The 17466-nt window shown below is 58.4% G+C and carries 16 protein-coding genes; 10 read left to right on the top strand and 6 right to left on the bottom strand.

From position 1 onward, the window contains the following. Positions 1-279: 279 nt before the first annotated feature. On the top strand, positions 280-2355 hold the full coding sequence (locus BUC04_RS08470; RefSeq protein WP_143165612.1) for a hypothetical protein: 2076 nt from the start codon (positions 280-282) through the stop codon (positions 2353-2355). Here BUC04_RS08470 and BUC04_RS08465 read toward each other — a convergent pair. Further along, a complete protein-coding gene (locus tag BUC04_RS08465) occupies positions 2352-2684 on the bottom strand; it encodes a hypothetical protein (RefSeq protein ID WP_067655869.1) in 333 nt (110 codons plus the stop codon). The genes BUC04_RS08470 and BUC04_RS08465 overlap by 4 nt on opposite strands. Before the next feature lie 183 nt (positions 2685-2867). On the opposite strand from BUC04_RS08465, the gene BUC04_RS08460 reads away from it, so the two are divergent. Continuing rightward, positions 2868-3803 (top strand): hypothetical protein, encoded by a 936-nt coding sequence (locus BUC04_RS08460; RefSeq protein WP_067655872.1) that lies wholly within the window; start codon positions 2868-2870, stop codon positions 3801-3803. Between the two features lie 51 nt (positions 3804-3854). On the opposite strand, the gene BUC04_RS08455 is transcribed toward BUC04_RS08460, so the two are convergent. The 3 genes from BUC04_RS08455 to BUC04_RS08445 are packed head-to-tail and all read right to left on the bottom strand — an operon-like array spanning position 3855 to position 5715. Next, positions 3855-4151, bottom strand: a complete 297-nt coding sequence (locus tag BUC04_RS08455) for a hypothetical protein (RefSeq protein WP_067655875.1) — start codon at positions 4149-4151, stop codon at positions 3855-3857. A 32-nt stretch (positions 4152-4183) separates the two neighbouring features. Further along, entirely contained in the window at positions 4184-4519 is a 336-nt protein-coding gene (locus tag BUC04_RS08450; RefSeq protein WP_067655878.1) for a hypothetical protein, read from the bottom strand. Continuing rightward, the gene (locus BUC04_RS08445; RefSeq protein WP_067655882.1) at positions 4519-5715 is read right to left on the bottom strand and encodes a DGQHR domain-containing protein; all 1197 of its coding nucleotides are present in this window, start codon (positions 5713-5715) and stop codon (positions 4519-4521) included. The genes BUC04_RS08450 and BUC04_RS08445 overlap by 1 nt, the downstream gene beginning before the upstream one ends. Positions 5716-5968: 253 nt before the next feature. Between BUC04_RS08445 and BUC04_RS08440 the strand changes: the two genes are divergently transcribed. The 5 genes from BUC04_RS08440 (at position 5969) to BUC04_RS08420 (ending at position 11760) form a co-directional block, all read left to right on the top strand. Then, positions 5969-9364 carry an adenine nucleotide alpha hydrolase family protein gene (locus BUC04_RS08440; protein ID WP_073325767.1) on the top strand — a complete coding sequence of 1132 codons (3396 nt, stop codon included), beginning with the start codon at positions 5969-5971 and terminating at the stop codon, positions 9362-9364. A 13-nt stretch (positions 9365-9377) separates the two neighbouring features. Then, a complete protein-coding gene (locus tag BUC04_RS08435) occupies positions 9378-9860 on the top strand; it encodes a hypothetical protein (RefSeq protein WP_067655888.1) in 483 nt (160 codons plus the stop codon). A 299-nt stretch (positions 9861-10159) separates the two neighbouring features. Beyond that, positions 10160-10948 carry a hypothetical protein gene (locus BUC04_RS08430; RefSeq protein ID WP_067655891.1) on the top strand — a complete coding sequence of 263 codons (789 nt, stop codon included), beginning with the start codon at positions 10160-10162 and terminating at the stop codon, positions 10946-10948. A gap of 112 nt (positions 10949-11060) precedes the next feature. Next, complete coding sequence (locus BUC04_RS08425) at positions 11061-11402, top strand: antitoxin Xre/MbcA/ParS toxin-binding domain-containing protein (protein WP_067655894.1); 342 nt, start codon at positions 11061-11063, stop codon at positions 11400-11402. 109 nt (positions 11403-11511) lie between these two features. Continuing rightward, positions 11512-11760, top strand: a complete 249-nt coding sequence (locus BUC04_RS08420) for a hypothetical protein (RefSeq protein ID WP_067655897.1) — start codon at positions 11512-11514, stop codon at positions 11758-11760. A gap of 284 nt (positions 11761-12044) precedes the next feature. On the opposite strand, the gene BUC04_RS08415 is transcribed toward BUC04_RS08420, so the two are convergent. Both BUC04_RS08415 and BUC04_RS08410 read right to left on the bottom strand, forming a co-directional pair. After that, the gene (locus tag BUC04_RS08415) at positions 12045-13067 is read right to left on the bottom strand and encodes a hypothetical protein (protein ID WP_067655899.1); all 1023 of its coding nucleotides are present in this window, start codon (positions 13065-13067) and stop codon (positions 12045-12047) included. Positions 13068-13439: 372 nt separating this feature from the next. Further along, entirely contained in the window at positions 13440-13958 is a 519-nt protein-coding gene (locus BUC04_RS08410) for a hypothetical protein (RefSeq protein WP_067655902.1), read from the bottom strand. Between the two features lie 579 nt (positions 13959-14537). Here BUC04_RS08410 and BUC04_RS08405 point away from each other — a divergent pair. From BUC04_RS08405 to BUC04_RS08395, 3 genes are all read left to right on the top strand, one after another. Next, the gene (locus BUC04_RS08405; RefSeq protein ID WP_067655905.1) at positions 14538-15965 is read left to right on the top strand and encodes a DNA cytosine methyltransferase; all 1428 of its coding nucleotides are present in this window, start codon (positions 14538-14540) and stop codon (positions 15963-15965) included. Between the two features lie 60 nt (positions 15966-16025). Beyond that, positions 16026-16448: a hypothetical protein gene (locus BUC04_RS08400; protein ID WP_067655908.1), complete on the top strand. Its 423-nt coding sequence runs from the start codon at positions 16026-16028 to the stop codon at positions 16446-16448. Positions 16449-16531: 83 nt separating this feature from the next. Continuing rightward, on the top strand, positions 16532-17140 hold the full coding sequence (locus BUC04_RS08395) for a hypothetical protein (RefSeq protein WP_067655911.1): 609 nt from the start codon (positions 16532-16534) through the stop codon (positions 17138-17140). Positions 17141-17466: the final 326 nt, after the last annotated feature.

The following is a 17466-nucleotide window of genomic DNA, read 5'->3' as shown; positions in this document are numbered from 1 at the left end:
TAGATTTCTGCCTACACGCCGCAAGTCAGCAATCGCTCTATCCTTAGATGCTCTAAAAAACATTGACCTCGTATCGTAGTAGAGGTCATTTACAACAGACCTTAGGAATTGGCCCGATGTGTTAACAGTGAGAATTCCGGCTTAAACAACATTTACGCAGCCCCCCCATCCAACCCCCGGCCACAAACTCGGGTGATGCGACCCGGAGGCACCAACCTGACCTTTTGCAGAGGTACAATATTTATATGCATTAACCTTTCCGTATTGGGTGCCCACAGCATGCGCAAAACCCGAAAAACACCGACAGTACGCCGTCAGATCCGCAGCATGGTGTCCGATCTCTGCCGAACGCCACACCAAGAACACCAGTTTGATGAGATGCTCGATGCACTGCTGCTCTACACCAAGCAGTACAACCACTTCGACTCGCACAGCCATCAGCACATTCATACCCACACCCATAACGCCCTCTGGGCTGCAAAGCACCTGCGTTACCACTTGGCCAGGCAACAACTGCAGCAGCTGGATCAGGTCCTGCTCTCCTCCGGCAATAATGAGCGCCAGGCTCGGCAGATGCTCTCCCAGTTGGGCTATCCCATTGCCGACGATGCACCGCTACCGGCTGAAGGCAAAGACCTGTTACCCAAGCGCCATATCCGCCACCTGCAGCGAATGGACAAACTCTACGCAGGACAGCCTGGCCAAGGGACAAAAACGCCCCCCGGCCCAGTCCCGACCTGGAGCACGTTTCTCAGCAACCTTGCGCACGCTTTCAACACCTATGTTAGCCGCCGTGGCGCCATCCCGCTGCTCGACTTTTCAGGTATGACGGCATATCAGGCAGACGAGCTACAATCCAACCTGGAAGCTGCCCACAAAGCACAGCAGATGGGCTACGTCCCAAACTACGGCAACCCAATCTTGGACCTTGGCGATGGCTGGGTGCTGTGCTCCCTGCGTGGCGCTAATGGCTCAACGGATCCTCACCTGCGTGAACGCGAAGCGGCCCACATGGATCACTGCGGGGGCCCCGCTAATACCCAAGGGGAACACTTGCTCAGCCTGCAACACCGCCGCGACGATGGCCACTGCCAGGCACACGTGACCTTCCTCTACGACGAGAGCAGTCAGACAGTACTTGAGTGCAAAGGCCGCTCGAACCAGCACCCTCTGAGCCTGATTAGCGACGACCCCGACAACCCGGAGCGCCTCGCCATGGCCCAGCGGATCTGCGACGTGTACCGCTCCGACCTGATCAGCGCCTATGATTTCTCCCAAAGCCACAAACGCGAGGCCGATTGCCAACCCATCGACCTGCCCAAGCATATCCTCGACAGCCTGTTCCGGGACAAACCCCAGCTGATCCCCTACTCCGATCAACTCAAAAGCCAACTCAACCTGCCCATCACCCGGCAACGCACCCTCAGCGAAATCAGTGAATACCTGCTGGACCCCAGCCTTCAAGCAGAGACCAGCACCCCAGAGGTGGTATTGGATAGCAGCCGGCACCTGGCGGAGTTCGCCAAGACCTACGAACTGAAGGAGATGGCCAGCCAAGCCAAATCACTGGTTCCGGATCCTGGCAACCCAATGCACGGTTGCATTGACCCCGATTGCCTCCCAGAGGACGATGACACCAAGGTCGAGATCCTGCGCGAAGCACTGAAGGCCAGCCCAGAACGCCAGGCCAGTCTGATGCTGTTGCTGAGCCAGGCCATTGAACAGTGCGAACCCGAGCGCAACCCCGGCCCGACGGCATGGGCTCTGGTGAATGACCCAGAGGAACTGATCAACGCGCTCAACGGCGCCAGCACCGGTGACACCCCAGATCTCACCCAGTGGGAACACCGCGACACCCTAGCCTGGGCCCTGCAGGACGCCCACATAGAAGGCATTACAGCCCAGCGGAACGCTGCCATTACGGAAGACGTCGACAAAGCCATCAAAGCCTTTGAGAAGGCCACCGGGTGTCGCGTGGTGCGTAACGGCCATGACGACGAGCATCTGGTCACGCTGCCGATTGACCGATACTTGGAGGTGGCTGGTCAGCAACTGCGAGAGGAGGACCCCTTCAGCGCCAACACAGATCATGATCTGTACGACGAGAGCGTCATCGGCGTTTTAGAGATGGTCAAATCAGCGCTGGTCGATGCCGGCGTTCTTGAAGTGGATTTGAAAGAGCGCGAGTACGATTTCAGCGAGTACGATGTCGGGGCCGCCAGCAGCCTGCTCATAGAGTCACTGGATGGGCTGATTGAAGAAGCTCAACTTGAACCTGACACACTGGCAGGCTACACCGCCGCAGTGCAGCGCCAGGCCGCCTCAGCAGGCACTGGCCTGCACCCTGGGCGCTAACCCCGGTGGTGCTGCTGGTCCGCCAGCATTTTACGAAGGTTCGCGATATTGGCCTGGCCGCGGTCTCGGTACACGGACCAAGCGGTCGGCGACACCCCAGGCAACCGCCGTTGAGGGCTGCGTCGCTTAGCCTTGGGTACCGCCGGCAACAACACACGCTCCACTGCCAGATGACAAACCCGGTACCGGCGAGACTGGGCCATCACCTGCTCCGCCACCGGCTTATCGTGCTCTACCACCCAGTACAGGGCACTACTGGCAGCGCGATTAACCAACCGGTCATCAGACCAAGCCAACCGCTCTTGGCATTGCTGAAAGCTGCTTTTCATAACACCCCCCGCACAACTGTATGGATGTACAGTATCGCTTTTTCTAGGTGATTGTGCAAATTTTCACCACGACCGCTTTCCTCACTCCTCACCAGGGATACCAACCCGCCGCCATCTCGGTTAACATCATTTCGCAAGTAACTGTAAAAAAGCCACTAATCATCACAACGCAGGGAGCGCATGATGGATTTTATGATGAAGGCCCTAGGTTGGGTCACCGCCCTATTTTTCCTGTTCCTGGCCCTGACTTTGGGGATCCAGACCCCTCTATCAGCGGTACCCATGGCCGCAGCAGCCCTGCTGTTCATTCCGCAAGTTAGAGCGTTTGTGTTCCAAAAAACCAACTGGACCCTCTCACCAACAAACCGCGCCTTTATCGCCTTCGGCCTATTCATCACATCAGCCGTCATCCTTACCCAGTCAGAGCAAGCCAAGCAGCGCGCCGCTGACGCCGAACTGGCCAGAGTTCAAGCCCAAGAGCAAGCACGGATGAAGCAAGCCAATCTGGACCACTTCCTGGCCAACAAAGACGCCGTACTTCAGGAAGTCGAATCCCTGCTCAACAGTGATGCCACCGGTGAGGCCATCGACCTTGCCAAGCTCTACCTGCACAGCGAGGACCCGGAACTCAGCGCATTGAACGATCAAGCAGTTGCACAGATACAACTCAAGAAGCACCGCGCCAGGGAGAGTGTGTTGCTGGCTGAACTCAAAACCATCCCGGCTGCGCAGCTGGAAGAGAACCGGGTGCGCTACCTGGAACTGGCTGAGATGTTCCCCGACAACGCCCGCTACCAGGAGAAGTACCGCCACTACCTCACTAAGGTCACCCAAGCCAAACGGGAAGCTCAACTTGCCGCACAGCGTAAAGAGCGCATCGAGAAACAGTTCAGCGCCTGGGACGGGTCGCACCACAACCTTGAGAGGGCCATCAAGCGGGCCATGAACGACCCAAGCAGCTACGAACACGATGAGACCGTGTACTGGGACATGGGCGATCACCTGGTGGTACAGATGCGCTACCGCGGCTCTAACGCCTTCGGCGCCATCATCCTCACCCAGACCAAAGCCAAAGTAACCCTGGACGGCCACATCATCCAGATTTTGGACCGTTCCTAAACGCATAACGGCAGGTGCCGGTCTTGACCGGGCACCTGCCCTTTGTGAAGCCTAGCTCTGGCCGATGCCTGCCATCTTCACCAAATAATCCACCTCCACATCAGTGAGCGTCACATCAATAGGCTCGTAGGCCTCCTTCAGTTCTGCTACGCCTAACACCTCTTCCCGGTACGGGTCATCAATGTCCCAACGGAGAGCGACACCAACCTCGAGTTCATCCGGGCCTGACCATTGAGTATTAACCGCCAATACCTCGGCATTAGCCTTCACATGGGCCAACAACTCTAACGGCTTGTCAGCCAAGGCCTTCGCTTTAGCCCATACCTCTTCAATCACGTTCTGTTCCATTTTTCTCACTTCCTTCTGCTACGTGTTGTCCCCTAACCCACCACCTGCACAGCCCGCTTGATCCACAGGCGGTACTCGGTTGTGGCCTTCTTCACCTCATCCTCATCTTGCATCGGATCAGCCAGCAAGGCTTGGCGCTGATCGTCAGTCAAAGGGCTCTGTTCACTATCGAACAGCACCAGAGGCATATCCTCTAACACCAAAACCTTCTTCACGTGTTTAGCGAGATTGGGCTCAATTGACTTCAGCACCAAATCCTCGCTTTCCTGGAGGGCCGGGTTCTCAATGAAATCCCTAATCACCTGTCGTGCCTTAAGAGTCGCCTCTGGGCACCGCGCTGCGCCCAGGTTGTGGAATGAAACATCCATTAGAACAACCCCTGTGACGGCTGGATCCGAAGATGGCGGCACAACAGGCGCGCGATGGCGTCATCCGTACCCTTGTTGATGGTGACACGGCGATCCCCACGCCCATCACGGACCAGGCTGATCCCAGCCTCAATCCACATTGGGTCATCCAGGGTGTGCAGCGGCAACTTCGCCAGCCCCTCTAATTTCGCCCACTCCAGCTTGCCGGAGAACAGCGCATCCTCGGTCAGCGAACGCGCCACCCAGGCCAGCGCCAAGGCGAACAGAGACTTGGTCCACAATGCCTCCTTGATGGCCGCCTTGTGCTCCTCTTGGGCCGACAACTGCCCCAGCGGCAGCACCTTGAACACCTGGCGGATGAACACCCGGCAGTTCTCCAGGAAGTCGGCGTACCGTTCATCGTCACGCAAAAAGGCATTGGCCTTGCCCTCAGTAGTCCCTTTGGACTTGAGCACCATGTCCTTAACCTGCTTGTACGTCCACAACTGCCCCGGCTTGATCAGCCCGTTCAAGGCTGTAATGTCCTGCAAACACTTACCATCGGCGATCTCAGTTTCCAGCAGCTCATCCATCAACCGGTCCATCGGCCGTGACGTATTGAAATGGCCATTGATGCTGGCGTTGGGCTTGGTGACTTCGCCGTTCAGATCAGCGAAGGCCTGGCAGATCACTCGCTTGGCGTCCCGGATCCGGGCGGTCTTGGTGATGATCAGCTTAAACGGGATGGTGAACGCACCGAAGGCGGCTCGCTCCGCCAGCACCCCGGCTACAGTCACACGGCGTCCCTGCCCATCGCAGATCACCCGCTCAGCATCAGCCGGCAACGTCACGCTATGGGCCAAGTTCGGACCAATTTTCACCGCACGGGACAATTGCCCCTGCGTCACAAAAATCACCAGCTGAGGCAACAGCCAGTCAGTTCGGTCATTCAGATAGCGGTCCAGACGCCGGGTCCGCACATCACCGCTGGACACATCCCGCTGCATCTTGTCGTACTCGGGAATGACGTCGGAGTTTTGCTCTACCGGGAAGCCTCCCACCAGATCCGCCATGCTCATACTGCCCTCCAGCATGATCATGTCGTGATGCTCAGACAAACCCTGACGGGCCATAAAGGCGCCTAGCGTTAAGTCCACGCCTGACGGCGGCAAGTAGGTGTCATACCCCTGCTCGATGGTGGTGGCGAGTGCATCCATTGCGAATCCCCCTTAGATATACTTTTGTATACCTAGAGATTACCAACGACTGGCCCTGGTGTAAACCCATACGGCAATAATTTCTACAATATGGCTTTCTGTTGCTTAAGCGCCCCATGCTCGCCGCGACTTCCACCAAGGCCTTGACCGGTCTGCATTTAAGGGCTCAGCTCACGTAACCAATACGGTCAATTTTCTTGCAGTATTGATATACATAAGTATATAATTGAGTCATCAAGGAAGGGGATTGTTCATGAGCATTGATGCACTGTTGAAAAACCACGCTGTCCAGACCATTGACGTCACAGCACTGGACCAGGCCACCGCCGAGCGCCACCGCTACCTCTTCGGCCAGTACCGGATTTTGGTGGATACCCTAAAGGCGCTGCTCGCTCACGATCCCAACCTCTACCTGTTCTTGCCGGTCTCCCAAGGCAAAGACTCCACCCTGGTGGAATTGGCAGGCCTTCAGGCCTACCGCGAAGCCATTACCGAGGCGCTGATTGAGGCGCAGCGCCCCCTGGTGATCGCCACCGTGAATACCACCGGCGAATCCCTCCCCATGGAGATGTACCCGGCCTATTGCCGTGACAAGCTGGAGCAGTACGCCCAGCACATCGGGATCAACCTGTATTACGACATGGTCGAGCCTGCCCTGCAGGACCAGTACATGGTGCGCTGGGCCGGCGGCCAGAAGCTGATCCCCAACGCTAGCCGCAGCGCGGACTGCAGCCAGATCCTCAAAATCGCCACCAACGAACGCTACCTGCGCAGCCTGAACAACCGCTTCTCCCACGACCCTGAAATGGCGCGCTATGCTGACGCCACCGCCATTTGCTGTGTTGGCTCCCGCACCGCGGAGGGCAACACCCGGACACGCAAGATGCGCAACCATGGACTGACTGACAAAGGCCTGGAACAACTGCTTGGCGAGATGGAACAGCTCGATACCGGCCGGAGCAACACCCGCATCCTCAAGCTCGCCCCCATCAAGGACTGGGCGACCGCCGATGTGTTCGACGCCCTGAGCCTCGCCGGCACCGATCCTGTTGTTCGCCCCCAATACCAACCGGAGCACGGCGGCACCCTCATCGAGAGCTTCCTGCCGCACATGGGGGTGCTGCTGGAGATCTACGGCAACGGCTCCGCTGACACCTGTGAGGTGGTGATCGGCTCCACCGCCAGTGCCGGCTGCAACGGCAAAGCGCGATACGGCTGCGCCTTTTGCACTATGCCGATCGAGGATTCCAGCGGCAAGGCTCTGACCCGCTACCCCCGCTGGAACGTGCTGGGTGCAGAGAACGCCCTGCGCCTGCGCGACTTCCTGCTGCGTTTGTCCGCCAGCCCAGAAGCCCGTGGTTTTCACGCCCGGGCCTTCGACCCCACCGCTTACAACCGCATTGCTCTGCAGCCCAACATGCTTAAAAGCCGCTGGCTCGACAAGATCATCGCCTACGCAGCTCAGTTGACCGTCGACTCGCAGAATGCCGCTGCGGATTTCCGCCAGCACCTTGAGAACGGCACCCTGGATCAACACCCAGGCTACGCCGACATCCTCAACGACCCTTTGCTCAGCGAGAAGACCCGCGCTGGTATGCTGGATATGTACCGGTCCCAGGCCGTCCGACCCATGTTTCGCCTGTTCTCAATGGAGCATGCCGTACTGCTGTCATTCCGCTGGTCCCTCGATGGCGTTGCAGCCGCCCCTTACCGGCCCCTGAAACTCTGGGTCGATGCCGTCAACGGCAAGCGTCTGCCCTGGCCTGAGACCAATGATGAGTTTACCGCTCGCCACGGCCCCATTTCCCTGCAGACCCCGCTACCTGACGCGGTAATGATGCCGGCTCTTCAGCACGAGGACCCTGCAGAGTTTGCCCGCAACCCGATTTCACTGCTGAACCTTTGGCGCCGCCCGCTTGGCACCTCGGACATGTTTGACCCTGAGCGCAATTGCGCCGTCGAAGAGTTCGCCTCCTCAACCTGCCCCCTACAGTGGACTGCAGAGTTTGCGTACCAATACAGCCACTGTGAGCAGCCCACTGAACCCGCGGAAGACGGCTACTACCTGGCGCTGTACCACGACGAAGGCACCCAGTGGGTGTGCATCACCCCCGATAACCCCGCCATTGCCCAGGTCCGCCTGAACGGCAAAAGCCTCCGTGACGGCACCTGGGAGATTCTGGGGGCAGAGATCAACGAACACACCACCCAACGCTTCGGCGAACTTGTCGATGTATTTCGCGAGCGCCTCTATCACGCCCAGCAGCCGGCCAACCAGCAAGATGCCCTGGCACTGTTTCAGCAGGTAGCCCAACGCACTTTCAGCGGCCAACACGCGATGAAAAAAGCCGTGCCGCACCTGGCAGAGGCGCAAATCTCCGTCACACACACCCAACAGGGCCGCAAGCGCACACACTCTGCCCAGTTCACCAAGCGGGTGACCCGCATGCAGCGCGGCAAAGCCTTACGGGGCAACACCCGGATGCTTTTCTACAAGGCCTCTACCCAACCCGCACTCGCCCAAGATCACCAGCACACCGCCAGCCTGCAGGATCTGAGCTTCTCCACCCACGCAGCCCAGAGCTTGCAACTTCAGACCAATCCAATGCGCTACGCGGGTCAGATCTCCGATGTTGAGAACATCGATGTCTCCCCCGCCATGCTGGCAGACTGGATCCAACGAGGCGGACTCGACAACGCCCTTGAATGCCACGATCAGTGGGTGAGCCGACGCCAGGGCAGTTCGCTGCGCCGCGACCATCGCAGCGTACGCCACTACCCCGGTACCGGCGCTTGCGAGCACCTGCTTGCCAATGCGGTTGTCAGCGTCGCTCAGAACTACCATGGCCAGCTGACCGCAATTCTGTCCCGCACCCAACTGTTCGATGAGATCGGCGCCTTTGACTACCAGGCCCTGAATCAGCAACAGTTGCTGGACCTGCCCTTTACCGTCTCGATGGCGCAACACCGCCAGGACAAGTCCCAGGTGCTGTTGGAGATCCGCCGCATTCGCAATGCGCAGCGCCAGCAAACCCGCCTTGCCATCCAGGCCGTAACAAACAACCCCAAACAGGCCTGCGAGGCCTCCCTGAACACCATCAAGGCGGAGCTATTCCCCCGCGCCCAACAGGCGTTGCTCAGCCATATCCACGACACGTTTGCAGCTGCACTGGGACAGCCCGGACAACACCCTGACGCCACCGCTGGCACTCAAGCGAAGGTGGCAGGGCTATGGCTTGCGCTGCATACCGACCACCTGGCGAGCGCTCAGGACATCGCCAAGCGCTACCTCCCCAAAAACCAGGCGGACTACCTGCGAAGCGATTTCCGCCTCCACGTAACGGCCCAACGCGAGATCAGCACCGCGGTTAGCGACATCGTCACCGCAGCCCGCGCTGCATTGCAGACCTGGGCCCTGGTGGTGGATCAGGCCAAGACCCTTTTGAATCAACCCGCCCAGGACCCCCTGGATGCTGCGAAACCTGGCCTACGCCAGCGACAGGCCCTGTCCCAGTGTGAGCAGGCCACTGCCCGCATCAATGACCTTTTGGACCAACTGGAGCACGACGCGCAAGCCGCCCAGCGCAACATCGCCGCAAACCTGACCCTGTCGCAGCGAAACGATTTGCTTCGTTCTATCGCCGCCTAACTGGGAGCCCGACATGACGACCGTGACCAACGACGAGCTACATCACATCGCCCAATCCGCCAGCATCTCGGTGCATACCCTGTTGAAGTGGCGACAGCATCGCCCTGAGTATCTGGGTCTACTCCGTCTCGGCATCCATCAGAGCCTGCAGATGCCAGTAGATTGGGAACAGCAATGGACGACCGGAACCACACTGGATGTGCGAAGCCTGGCGACCACGCTAGGCCTCCCAGATCCCCTGGCCATCAACGTCCTGCCTGTCCCATCCTCCACGGTCCGCAGCTGGATGAAGGACCCAACGCGTCACCGGCGCTTGGCAATGATGCTGTTAGGGCTGCAGCAGAAGACCCTGGAACAGTGCCAAAGCGCGCTCGGTCGCAAAACCCACCTGCCCACAATCCTGCATCAGGCCGCGATGGGCACCGCCGACCTGGTGCAGCTCTACCTGAGCAAGCCTGACGCACTGATCCGCCTGCTGCGATTGGCCGCGACCTAGGCCCGGCTGCCCCCTAAGAGCAAGCAGACGATTGGACGTTCCGGGTCGCCCCACTTTAAGTTTGGGCCGTATTTCTATACCAAAGGGGTACTTTTAAGTGCATTTCTTAAAGTGAATTTTGCCCCCCTCCATCACCGGCTTGGGGAACCCCAGGCCCTGACCGCAAAAAAATCCAACTTTTTTCCCCTGAATCATCATGCGCTTAAGTGTGATTTTGCCCGGTTTTCAATTTGTTAAGTGGCACACTAACTTGATTACGTGCCACATTAGGTCACAACAGCATCAGCGCAGGCGCAGCCATGAATTCACTCACCCGACCCTCGCTCCAGTCCGCCTTTGGCGCCCTTGACCTGCTCAGCTCAGAGACCGTCAAGGAAGCGGATGCCCTGACACTGTTTGAAACCGACGCACCAGGGATGAGGCTGTTACTGGGCTTACCCAACACGCAAGCGTGGACAGAGCAGACCCAGCAGCGCTGCCGCTGGCTGCTGGCCATTGTCACGGGCCTGGACCTGGCACTGGGGCTCGCCCAGCGCCAAGCATTATCCTGGATTCAGCACCCGTTCCCAGACCCCCAGGACCTCTCGCCGGCGGACCGGATCCATGCTGACGGCCTCCAGGGCCTGATCAGCCTGTACGAGCACCTCAAGGATTCTGCGGTACCGCGGTACCAGCAACAACGAGCACACATCCGCGCACCGTTCGCCCAGGATCACCCCTCACCGGTGGACCGTCCCTTCGGCGCCCTGGACTTGCTGATCCTGCCCCGCATCACCGCCGATGACCTGCAGGACCTGTTGGAGATCAGCCCCACCAAGTTGGCACCGCTTTTAGCCGTGCCGGCCATAACCGAGGCGATCACTGCCGATGCCACATTCCAGGCCAAGGCCCGTCGGCTACTGGGGTTGTTGATTGCTTTTCAGAACTGCACCAACCTGCCACAGTCCAGAGCCCTAACCTGGCTTGCCAACGAGGCACCACCGGCGCTGGGTAAAACGCCACTGCAGCTGTTCCAAGACCGGGAAGTGGATGGCTACGAGATGGTCTACAACTACCTCCAATCCAAGGCCATGGGTGGCTACGAATAGCCCTCCGCTACTTAACTGTTTGGGCAAGGTCTTTTGCCAGTGCTGGTGTAGAGCTTAAGATGATGGTCACTGGTACGCCGCGCGCCAGGGTAACCCCTAAGGAGCCACAGTCATGACCGAAGAAAAGGACCCCAACGCCGTTTTGGACCAAGCTGCTAACCGCGCCTCAGCGCAACTGGGCCTCGCAACCTTCAGTGGCGACCCCTTGCTGCTGGTACGCGCCCACACCGCCCTGGTCAAACTGATGGGTGGCGATCTGGGTAACATGCACCACTTCATGACCACGGAGCACCGCAGCCTCAACGGCAGGCCCGCAGAACTGGTGCATTCCCCCGCTGGGTTAGCAGCGGTGGTGGACTACCTGGAGTCTCGACAGGCCCCGCTGGGCCAGGTCACGGAGGACTTCATGGCTGACCGTGACCAGCCCGAAGGTCAGGAAAGGGACCCGCTTTAACCCCCCACTAAGGTCCGCCAGCAACTCACCGCCCCTACCTACCGGCGATCGAGGGCCCGCTTGCCTCTGTATGCTTATGGCTGTCTTAGCGCAGTGACAGAGGTGCCCAATGATTGCGAATGCAGATGTCGATAGGATTGGGGATCGGGCGGTGGCGCTTGAGCGCGCCCTGCAGGGTTGCATTGACCAGGGCGACAGCGAAGCCGCATTAAGAGTGATCCGTGATTACTGGGATTTCCGAGTGACCGTGTCGCGGCGCTACAAAGACCTGGGTATGGTGCTGCAGCTGGAACAGCATCGAAGTGCGTTACTCTGGATGTACGAGCAGGCCTTCGGCCCGGCCTCTTCCTTGCACTGACGAACACCTGGCGCCTCAAGCGATTGGGGAAGGCCTCAGCCCAACACCATCCAGAACACCAACCCGACGCACAGCACCGTGGCAACCACGGTGCCGATCACCAGCTTGTTATCCAGGGTCATCTTAACCATGACGCGATCCTCTGTTTACTGGGCAATACCGCAAGCATAGGCGCACCATGCTTTCATTTGCACCCCGACAACCAGGCCAACCGCAAAACTCATGAGATGAGCCACCCTGGCACTCATCAGCACAAAAACGGGGGGCAAGCCCCCCTGACTGCATTAGCTCAATTGCTCCTGGGCCCACGCCTTAAGGCGCTGCTGATACAGATCCCCCGGCAGGCTCTCCAATCCCGCCAGGTCAAAGGAACGCAGCTCCCCTGGTTTCATCCCCACGGAGGTGAGGTTCTCAACGCCCAGCTTGGTAGGCACCACCTGGCCCTCGCGCCATTCAAACTCCTCGGTGCTCCAAAACACCAGCAGGCTTTCGGCAGTCAGCGCCGGCAGTTCCGGGTTCCGCCAGGCGGCCTGCACTGATTCGACCCGGAAGGTGCCCTCAGCCTCACAGCACACTTCAACGGCGATGTCGCACCAACCACGCACAGCCGGTCCCTGGTCTAGCGGGTCTTCACCGTGTTCCAGCACCCACTGGTAGTATTCGGTCAAATCAGTCGGCTGCTCCAGTGCCCGGATCTTGTTTTGCACATAGGCCCACTCTTCTGGCAGCGGATAGCGATCATTATCCCAATCAGAGCCATCGAAATCGCTGAACACGATGCTTAGACAGTCCTCATCGCCGTCGTAGGCAAAGCCAATGCCGACCCAGTTCTGGAGCCACTCGCCGTCGTCATAGTAGGGGTGGTAATGACAGCCGTCGATGTCTTCGACCAACACCTCAAAGTCCTTACGCGCCAGGGCTTTTTCCAGCAGTTTGTCGTCGTTGAAGAAGGAGCAGCAAAAATCCAACGCTGCCTGATCATGAATGGAGTAGGCTTCACGCAGCCAGTCTGCGATCTGCTGCCACAGCAAGCGGGTGACCAGCTTCATAAAATCCCCCCGCTCGAACGGGAAGTTCAGGGTTTCGCCGAAGGTGACATCGGGGTCATTGCGACAGACCGATTGGGCGGCGATCCCCGGGGCGTTGGCGCACAGCGCAGCCCGCTCGGCTTCACCGAGGTCGTTCAGGTGAACGCCATAGTTGCCGGAGGCATGCAGCGGGACAAACTCCACATACGCCAGCGCGTTGCCTCGGTTGTCCAGATCCAGCGCTTCGCTGAGCTGTTGCCAGTTGTTGATGCTTTCCATAATCCAGGTCTCCAGTTGGTGTGTTCCACCCTGTCGACCCGTCTAGGCTTGTGGCCGCGACGAGTGCTCGCCGGTCGGCAACTATCTTGGTTGTCCCCTATTGCTGCCACTAAACCCGTCTGGCGAGCGTCCTTCCGGACTGTCCTCCGCGTCACCGTGGCACCCACGTGGGTGGGTTGGGCATCAAGCCTTGTAAGCGTTTTGATGCGGTTTCATTCTCAGTGGCTCCTTTGTTTTACCACCCTTTAAGTATACTAAAGTATACGGATGGATGCCAGCATAATTGCCAAATAAGTGCCGATTTCTCAGGCCCCACCGACCCTAACCAAATCGGCCCGGTGTCGCCACCGAGCCGCCAACCAGACTCATCTGCTAACGGGCCAAACCCGCCTCTTGCTCCCGCTTCAGCTTGCGCTGACGGTCGTACTCATCCGGATGCAGATTTGTACCACGGTACTGGGTCAGACCATGCTTGAGCTTATAGGCGAACACCTCATCAAAGGCGTTGCTGATCATCCCCCGAGAACAGGCATCATCGGGCTGCGGCACCAGATCCAAGCCTAGCTTATCAGTCATAACCGAGTCCCGAACGGACCGACTTACCGCCAAAGGCGTCCCCCGGCCCCAGTTGCGATCACGCTTACCAAGCCCGAGTTCTTGTGGGCCGGCCACAATCTCCACCCAATCGACACCACTCAAGGCATAACCTGCTGCCAACTGCCACTCCGCATTCTTCCGTGCCGTTTCTTCCAACACCTTCAGTTCCTGCTCGAGCATCTGCCATAGCTCTGCTGTCTGCCGGACACCCATAGTCGCTGTTACGGGCCCACCAGTGAACTTATTGTTGATACCGTCCTGACCTTCTACCTTTGTTGGCATTTCTGCGCTCATGCACCTTCTCCTGTCCACTCATTCCCACCGCCTGCAACGTGCAACAAGGCGGCCGTCTTCAGCACCCAATGGCGCCAAGTCATTTCAGTGCGCACACCGCACTGCCTTTCCCGACCCCAGTGCCTTTAGCTGACCCGGAACCACCAGCAGAATTAGCAAGCGACATTGCCGCTACCTTATTCACGCTTTGTGCCCGGGGGCAAACCATCTTGGCCTGCCCGGGGAATCTGTCCTACCCCTTAATTATAACGCAACCACCTCACAAATTGAATATACGAAAGTATATCAACGGCAGATTTTTAGAGTAATTCCCCTGGTTCATCATGAAGTTATCGTCAAACCTCGTTCCTGCGCGCCTTTAACCTAAGGAACAACAGAAAAATACTGATCAAGCGAAGTGAGTTGCCGCTGAGAATATCCAAGGGCGCAGGTCTTGGCCCAAACCCAACGTAGATGACTGACCCGACTAACAACCATCCGCAAACCATTAAATATGCGTGTTTATTTACTGCCTATTGTTGACCCGATCCTGCCGCCCTGCTAATATACTTACATATACTGACAAACGGAGTTACGGTGATGAAACTACTTCAATTGAAGCCCATCAACACTGTTGAGCGCAGGAACAAAGCCAATCCCGACCTGCCGCCCAAGGTTGAGAACCGGGTCTGGTTGGAGGGCCATCGACTGGGTCTGGTCACCAGCCCGGGCGCGCCCTACACCATCACCGAGAACGCCGCCAAGGGTGAGATCCTGCTCGACTTTACCTGCGATGCCGGTGAGTTCACCGTCTCCAAACGCAAGACCGCGCGAGGCCTAGTGCCGCTGATCGAAATCTCTGAAATGCGCTGCCCTACCCTCAAGGATGTGCCCGAGGGCAGTAACATCCGCATCTTCCACTCCGAGAAAGGGATCCTCATCCGCCTCAATGTGGACGGCATTGCCCAGAAGCAAAAGGAGCGCGAGGAACGCCTGCTGCACAAGCTACAAAACGGCCTGCCCTTGGAGAAGGGCTCCGTGTTCGCCGGTGGTGGCACTAAGGACTTCTGCGGCGACAAAGGCTTCAAGCGCGCCGGTCTGGCCTCCGTCATCCGGGTGGCCATCGACTTCGATGCCAATGCCGTGGAAAACCTAGCCCAGAACTGCCCGCACCTGTTCGATGAGCGCTCCATGCTGATTGAAGGCGACTTGGCGGCGCTGAACTTCGACAGCGAGCTGAAACTCGACTACGCCTCCATCACCCCGTCTTGCACCGACGCCAGCATTGCCGGCAAATCCAAGAAGGGCCTGAAAGGCGAAAGCGAGCAGACTGCGCATCTTGTGTATTTCTACACGCGCTTCGTGGAGCAGACCAACCCCGCCATCATCATGATGGAGAACGTCCGGGGATTTGCCAACGAAGCCTCGTTCCATGTGTTCTGCGCGGTGATGCGCCATATGGGCTACAACATGCAGCGCCGGGACATCAACGCTAATGCCGAAGGGTTCTCGCTGGAAGGTCGCGAACGCATGTACGTGATGTTCACCTCCGCCGGTCTGGGGCAGGTGCTGGATCTCAATGACATCGTCCCGCTGTGGACCCCAGCCCAGAACGTTGCCGACATCCTTGATGATGTGCCGCTTGACCACCGCAGCTGGGGTAACAAATCCTACCTGTTCGAAAAAGAGAAGCGCGATGCGGCCAAGGGCAACAGCTTTGCCATGCAGATTTACCGTGGCCCGGAATCCAAGCTCAGCACCCTGCGCGCCCAGTACCACAAAGGTGGCAGCTCCGATCCGCTTTACGCCCATCCGACTGAGCCGGACACTTACCGCCTATTCAACCAGTTTGAACAGTGCCGCGCCAAAGAGATCGATCCGGCTCTGGTGGACAACGTGCCCTTCACCGGCGCCACCCAGATCCTCGGTAACGGCCTCATCGGCCATATCTCCGAGTCGTGGTACTACCATCTGGCACTGCAACTGAAGAAGATTGCGGTCAGCCCCAACGCCCGCATTGCTGCCTAACCCCACCCGGTGGCGGGTCCGCCCCGCCACCACCCCTCACCCGTTACAAGGACCGTTGAAATGATGTTTACCGACCGAAAGACCACCACCATTCTTGCCGCCCTGCGGATGATGCAGGACACCATCGAGCAAACCCCGGAGCAAGAGCGGGACAACCTGTTCACTGACATGGCGCACTTCCGCGATGGCACTGCCCCGCTCAATGCCGATGAGATTGAAGCACTGTGCGAGCAAATCAACCTCGCTCCGGAGAACCAGTCCGGCCAAGCCGATCACGTCATCGACGTCACCGTCATTGACCCGGACACCCAAGGCGAGGTGGCGGTGTCCATCTACAAAGACCGCACCTCACACGCCATGATTGGCCTTGATGGCAGCTACCTGCAGTCACTGGAGGACAGCGACCCGGTGTTCCACCCGGCCAACGGTATGGAGCTGTATTTGGTCGAGGGCGGTGTGCCCTCCCCCGGCGCTGCCAGCTAACCCGGGATTGCCCACACACGAATTACCAGGGGAGCGATGACTGATGCCCAGCCCGCTCCCAGACCCAGACAAGGGAAACAACTATGATCAACGAATTCGGAACCAGCGAGAAGCTTCGTCGCCTGCTCGCCGCCTACGCCCAGCAGTTCCCGGCCAATGACGCTGTGCTTGACCAGCTCTCCAGTGCCACTGGCTTGTGTGCCAAGACGATTGACCAGCTGATCAGCGCCGCCGGTGAACCCAACGCGCCGGACTACAGTCTGCAAGACCCAGCCAAGTGCAACCACGAGATTGACTGGTCCCAGACATATCGAAGCCCCGACGTCGACATCTATATCGACGTGCAGTGCGTCAAATGTGGCCTGACCGGCACTTTGGGGACGGAAGAACATGTTCTCGAAGGCATTGACTGGGACGAGCCGGAGCCAGCCAAGCCCACCGCCAGCGACATCCCCGCCCAACCTCAGGTGACCCTGCTCAAGCAGCGGCTTGTCGACGCTACCGTCAATGAGGAGGTGGAGTACCAAGCGGACCAAGCGGATTTTGACGACGCCTTAGCCGAGACCGGCAACGTGCTTGAAGCGATGAACCAGTTGATTGAACTGGGCAAAGCCGAGCGTGTTCGCTACGACACCCAGATTGATTCGGTCCACGAAGAACACGACGAAACCGCGAAGATTAAATTACCCTGATTGATATATTTTTGTATACTTGCGAGCAGGATTTTAGTAAGATATTTATATGGTCAAGGCAGGGCAATCGGGCCCTGCCAGCCCCCGCTAAGCGTGGTAGGCTATCGCTCAATGGCGACGGATTTTCCCAAGGGAGTGACCTGCAATGACTAAGCTATACCGGGCTGTGGGCCTTGTTCTCACCAGCAATCTGCCCAAGGCAGAGCCGCTGATAGAGGACAGGCAGTTTCAACCCATTGAGAAGGAGCAAGCCAGTCCTTTACCAAAGGCAGGCGGGCCCTTGAAAAAACTGCTTCACCATCGACGCAAACGCTGGTGAAGCCAGT

The sequence above is a fragment of the Ferrimonas marina genome (assembly GCF_900129905.1).
Lineage (GTDB): Bacteria > Pseudomonadota > Gammaproteobacteria > Enterobacterales > Shewanellaceae > Ferrimonas > Ferrimonas marina.
The sequence above is the reverse complement of the archived record's forward strand: the minus strand, read 5'-3'. Positions and strand labels throughout refer to the sequence as shown.

What these genes read in the sequence shown, in the direction of transcription:
- BUC04_RS08470 (WP_143165612.1), top strand. Translation starts at nt 280, where the DNA reads ATGCGCAAAACCCGAAAAACACCGACAGTACGCCGTCAGATCCGCAGC.
- BUC04_RS08465 (WP_067655869.1), bottom strand. Translation starts at nt 2,684, where the DNA reads ATGAAAAGCAGCTTTCAGCAATGCCAAGAGCGGTTGGCTTGGTCTGAT.
- BUC04_RS08460 (WP_067655872.1), top strand. Translation starts at nt 2,868, where the DNA reads ATGGATTTTATGATGAAGGCCCTAGGTTGGGTCACCGCCCTATTTTTC.
- BUC04_RS08455 (WP_067655875.1), bottom strand. Translation starts at nt 4,151, where the DNA reads ATGGAACAGAACGTGATTGAAGAGGTATGGGCTAAAGCGAAGGCCTTG.
- BUC04_RS08450 (WP_067655878.1), bottom strand. Translation starts at nt 4,519, where the DNA reads ATGGATGTTTCATTCCACAACCTGGGCGCAGCGCGGTGCCCAGAGGCG.
- BUC04_RS08445 (WP_067655882.1), bottom strand. Translation starts at nt 5,715, where the DNA reads ATGGATGCACTCGCCACCACCATCGAGCAGGGGTATGACACCTACTTG.
- BUC04_RS08440 (WP_073325767.1), top strand. Translation starts at nt 5,969, where the DNA reads ATGAGCATTGATGCACTGTTGAAAAACCACGCTGTCCAGACCATTGAC.
- BUC04_RS08435 (WP_067655888.1), top strand. Translation starts at nt 9,378, where the DNA reads ATGACGACCGTGACCAACGACGAGCTACATCACATCGCCCAATCCGCC.
- BUC04_RS08430 (WP_067655891.1), top strand. Translation starts at nt 10,160, where the DNA reads ATGAATTCACTCACCCGACCCTCGCTCCAGTCCGCCTTTGGCGCCCTT.
- BUC04_RS08425 (WP_067655894.1), top strand. Translation starts at nt 11,061, where the DNA reads ATGACCGAAGAAAAGGACCCCAACGCCGTTTTGGACCAAGCTGCTAAC.
- BUC04_RS08420 (WP_067655897.1), top strand. Translation starts at nt 11,512, where the DNA reads ATGATTGCGAATGCAGATGTCGATAGGATTGGGGATCGGGCGGTGGCG.
- BUC04_RS08415 (WP_067655899.1), bottom strand. Translation starts at nt 13,067, where the DNA reads ATGGAAAGCATCAACAACTGGCAACAGCTCAGCGAAGCGCTGGATCTG.
- BUC04_RS08410 (WP_067655902.1), bottom strand. Translation starts at nt 13,958, where the DNA reads ATGAGCGCAGAAATGCCAACAAAGGTAGAAGGTCAGGACGGTATCAAC.
- BUC04_RS08405 (WP_067655905.1), top strand. Translation starts at nt 14,538, where the DNA reads ATGAAACTACTTCAATTGAAGCCCATCAACACTGTTGAGCGCAGGAAC.
- BUC04_RS08400 (WP_067655908.1), top strand. Translation starts at nt 16,026, where the DNA reads ATGATGTTTACCGACCGAAAGACCACCACCATTCTTGCCGCCCTGCGG.
- BUC04_RS08395 (WP_067655911.1), top strand. Translation starts at nt 16,532, where the DNA reads ATGATCAACGAATTCGGAACCAGCGAGAAGCTTCGTCGCCTGCTCGCC.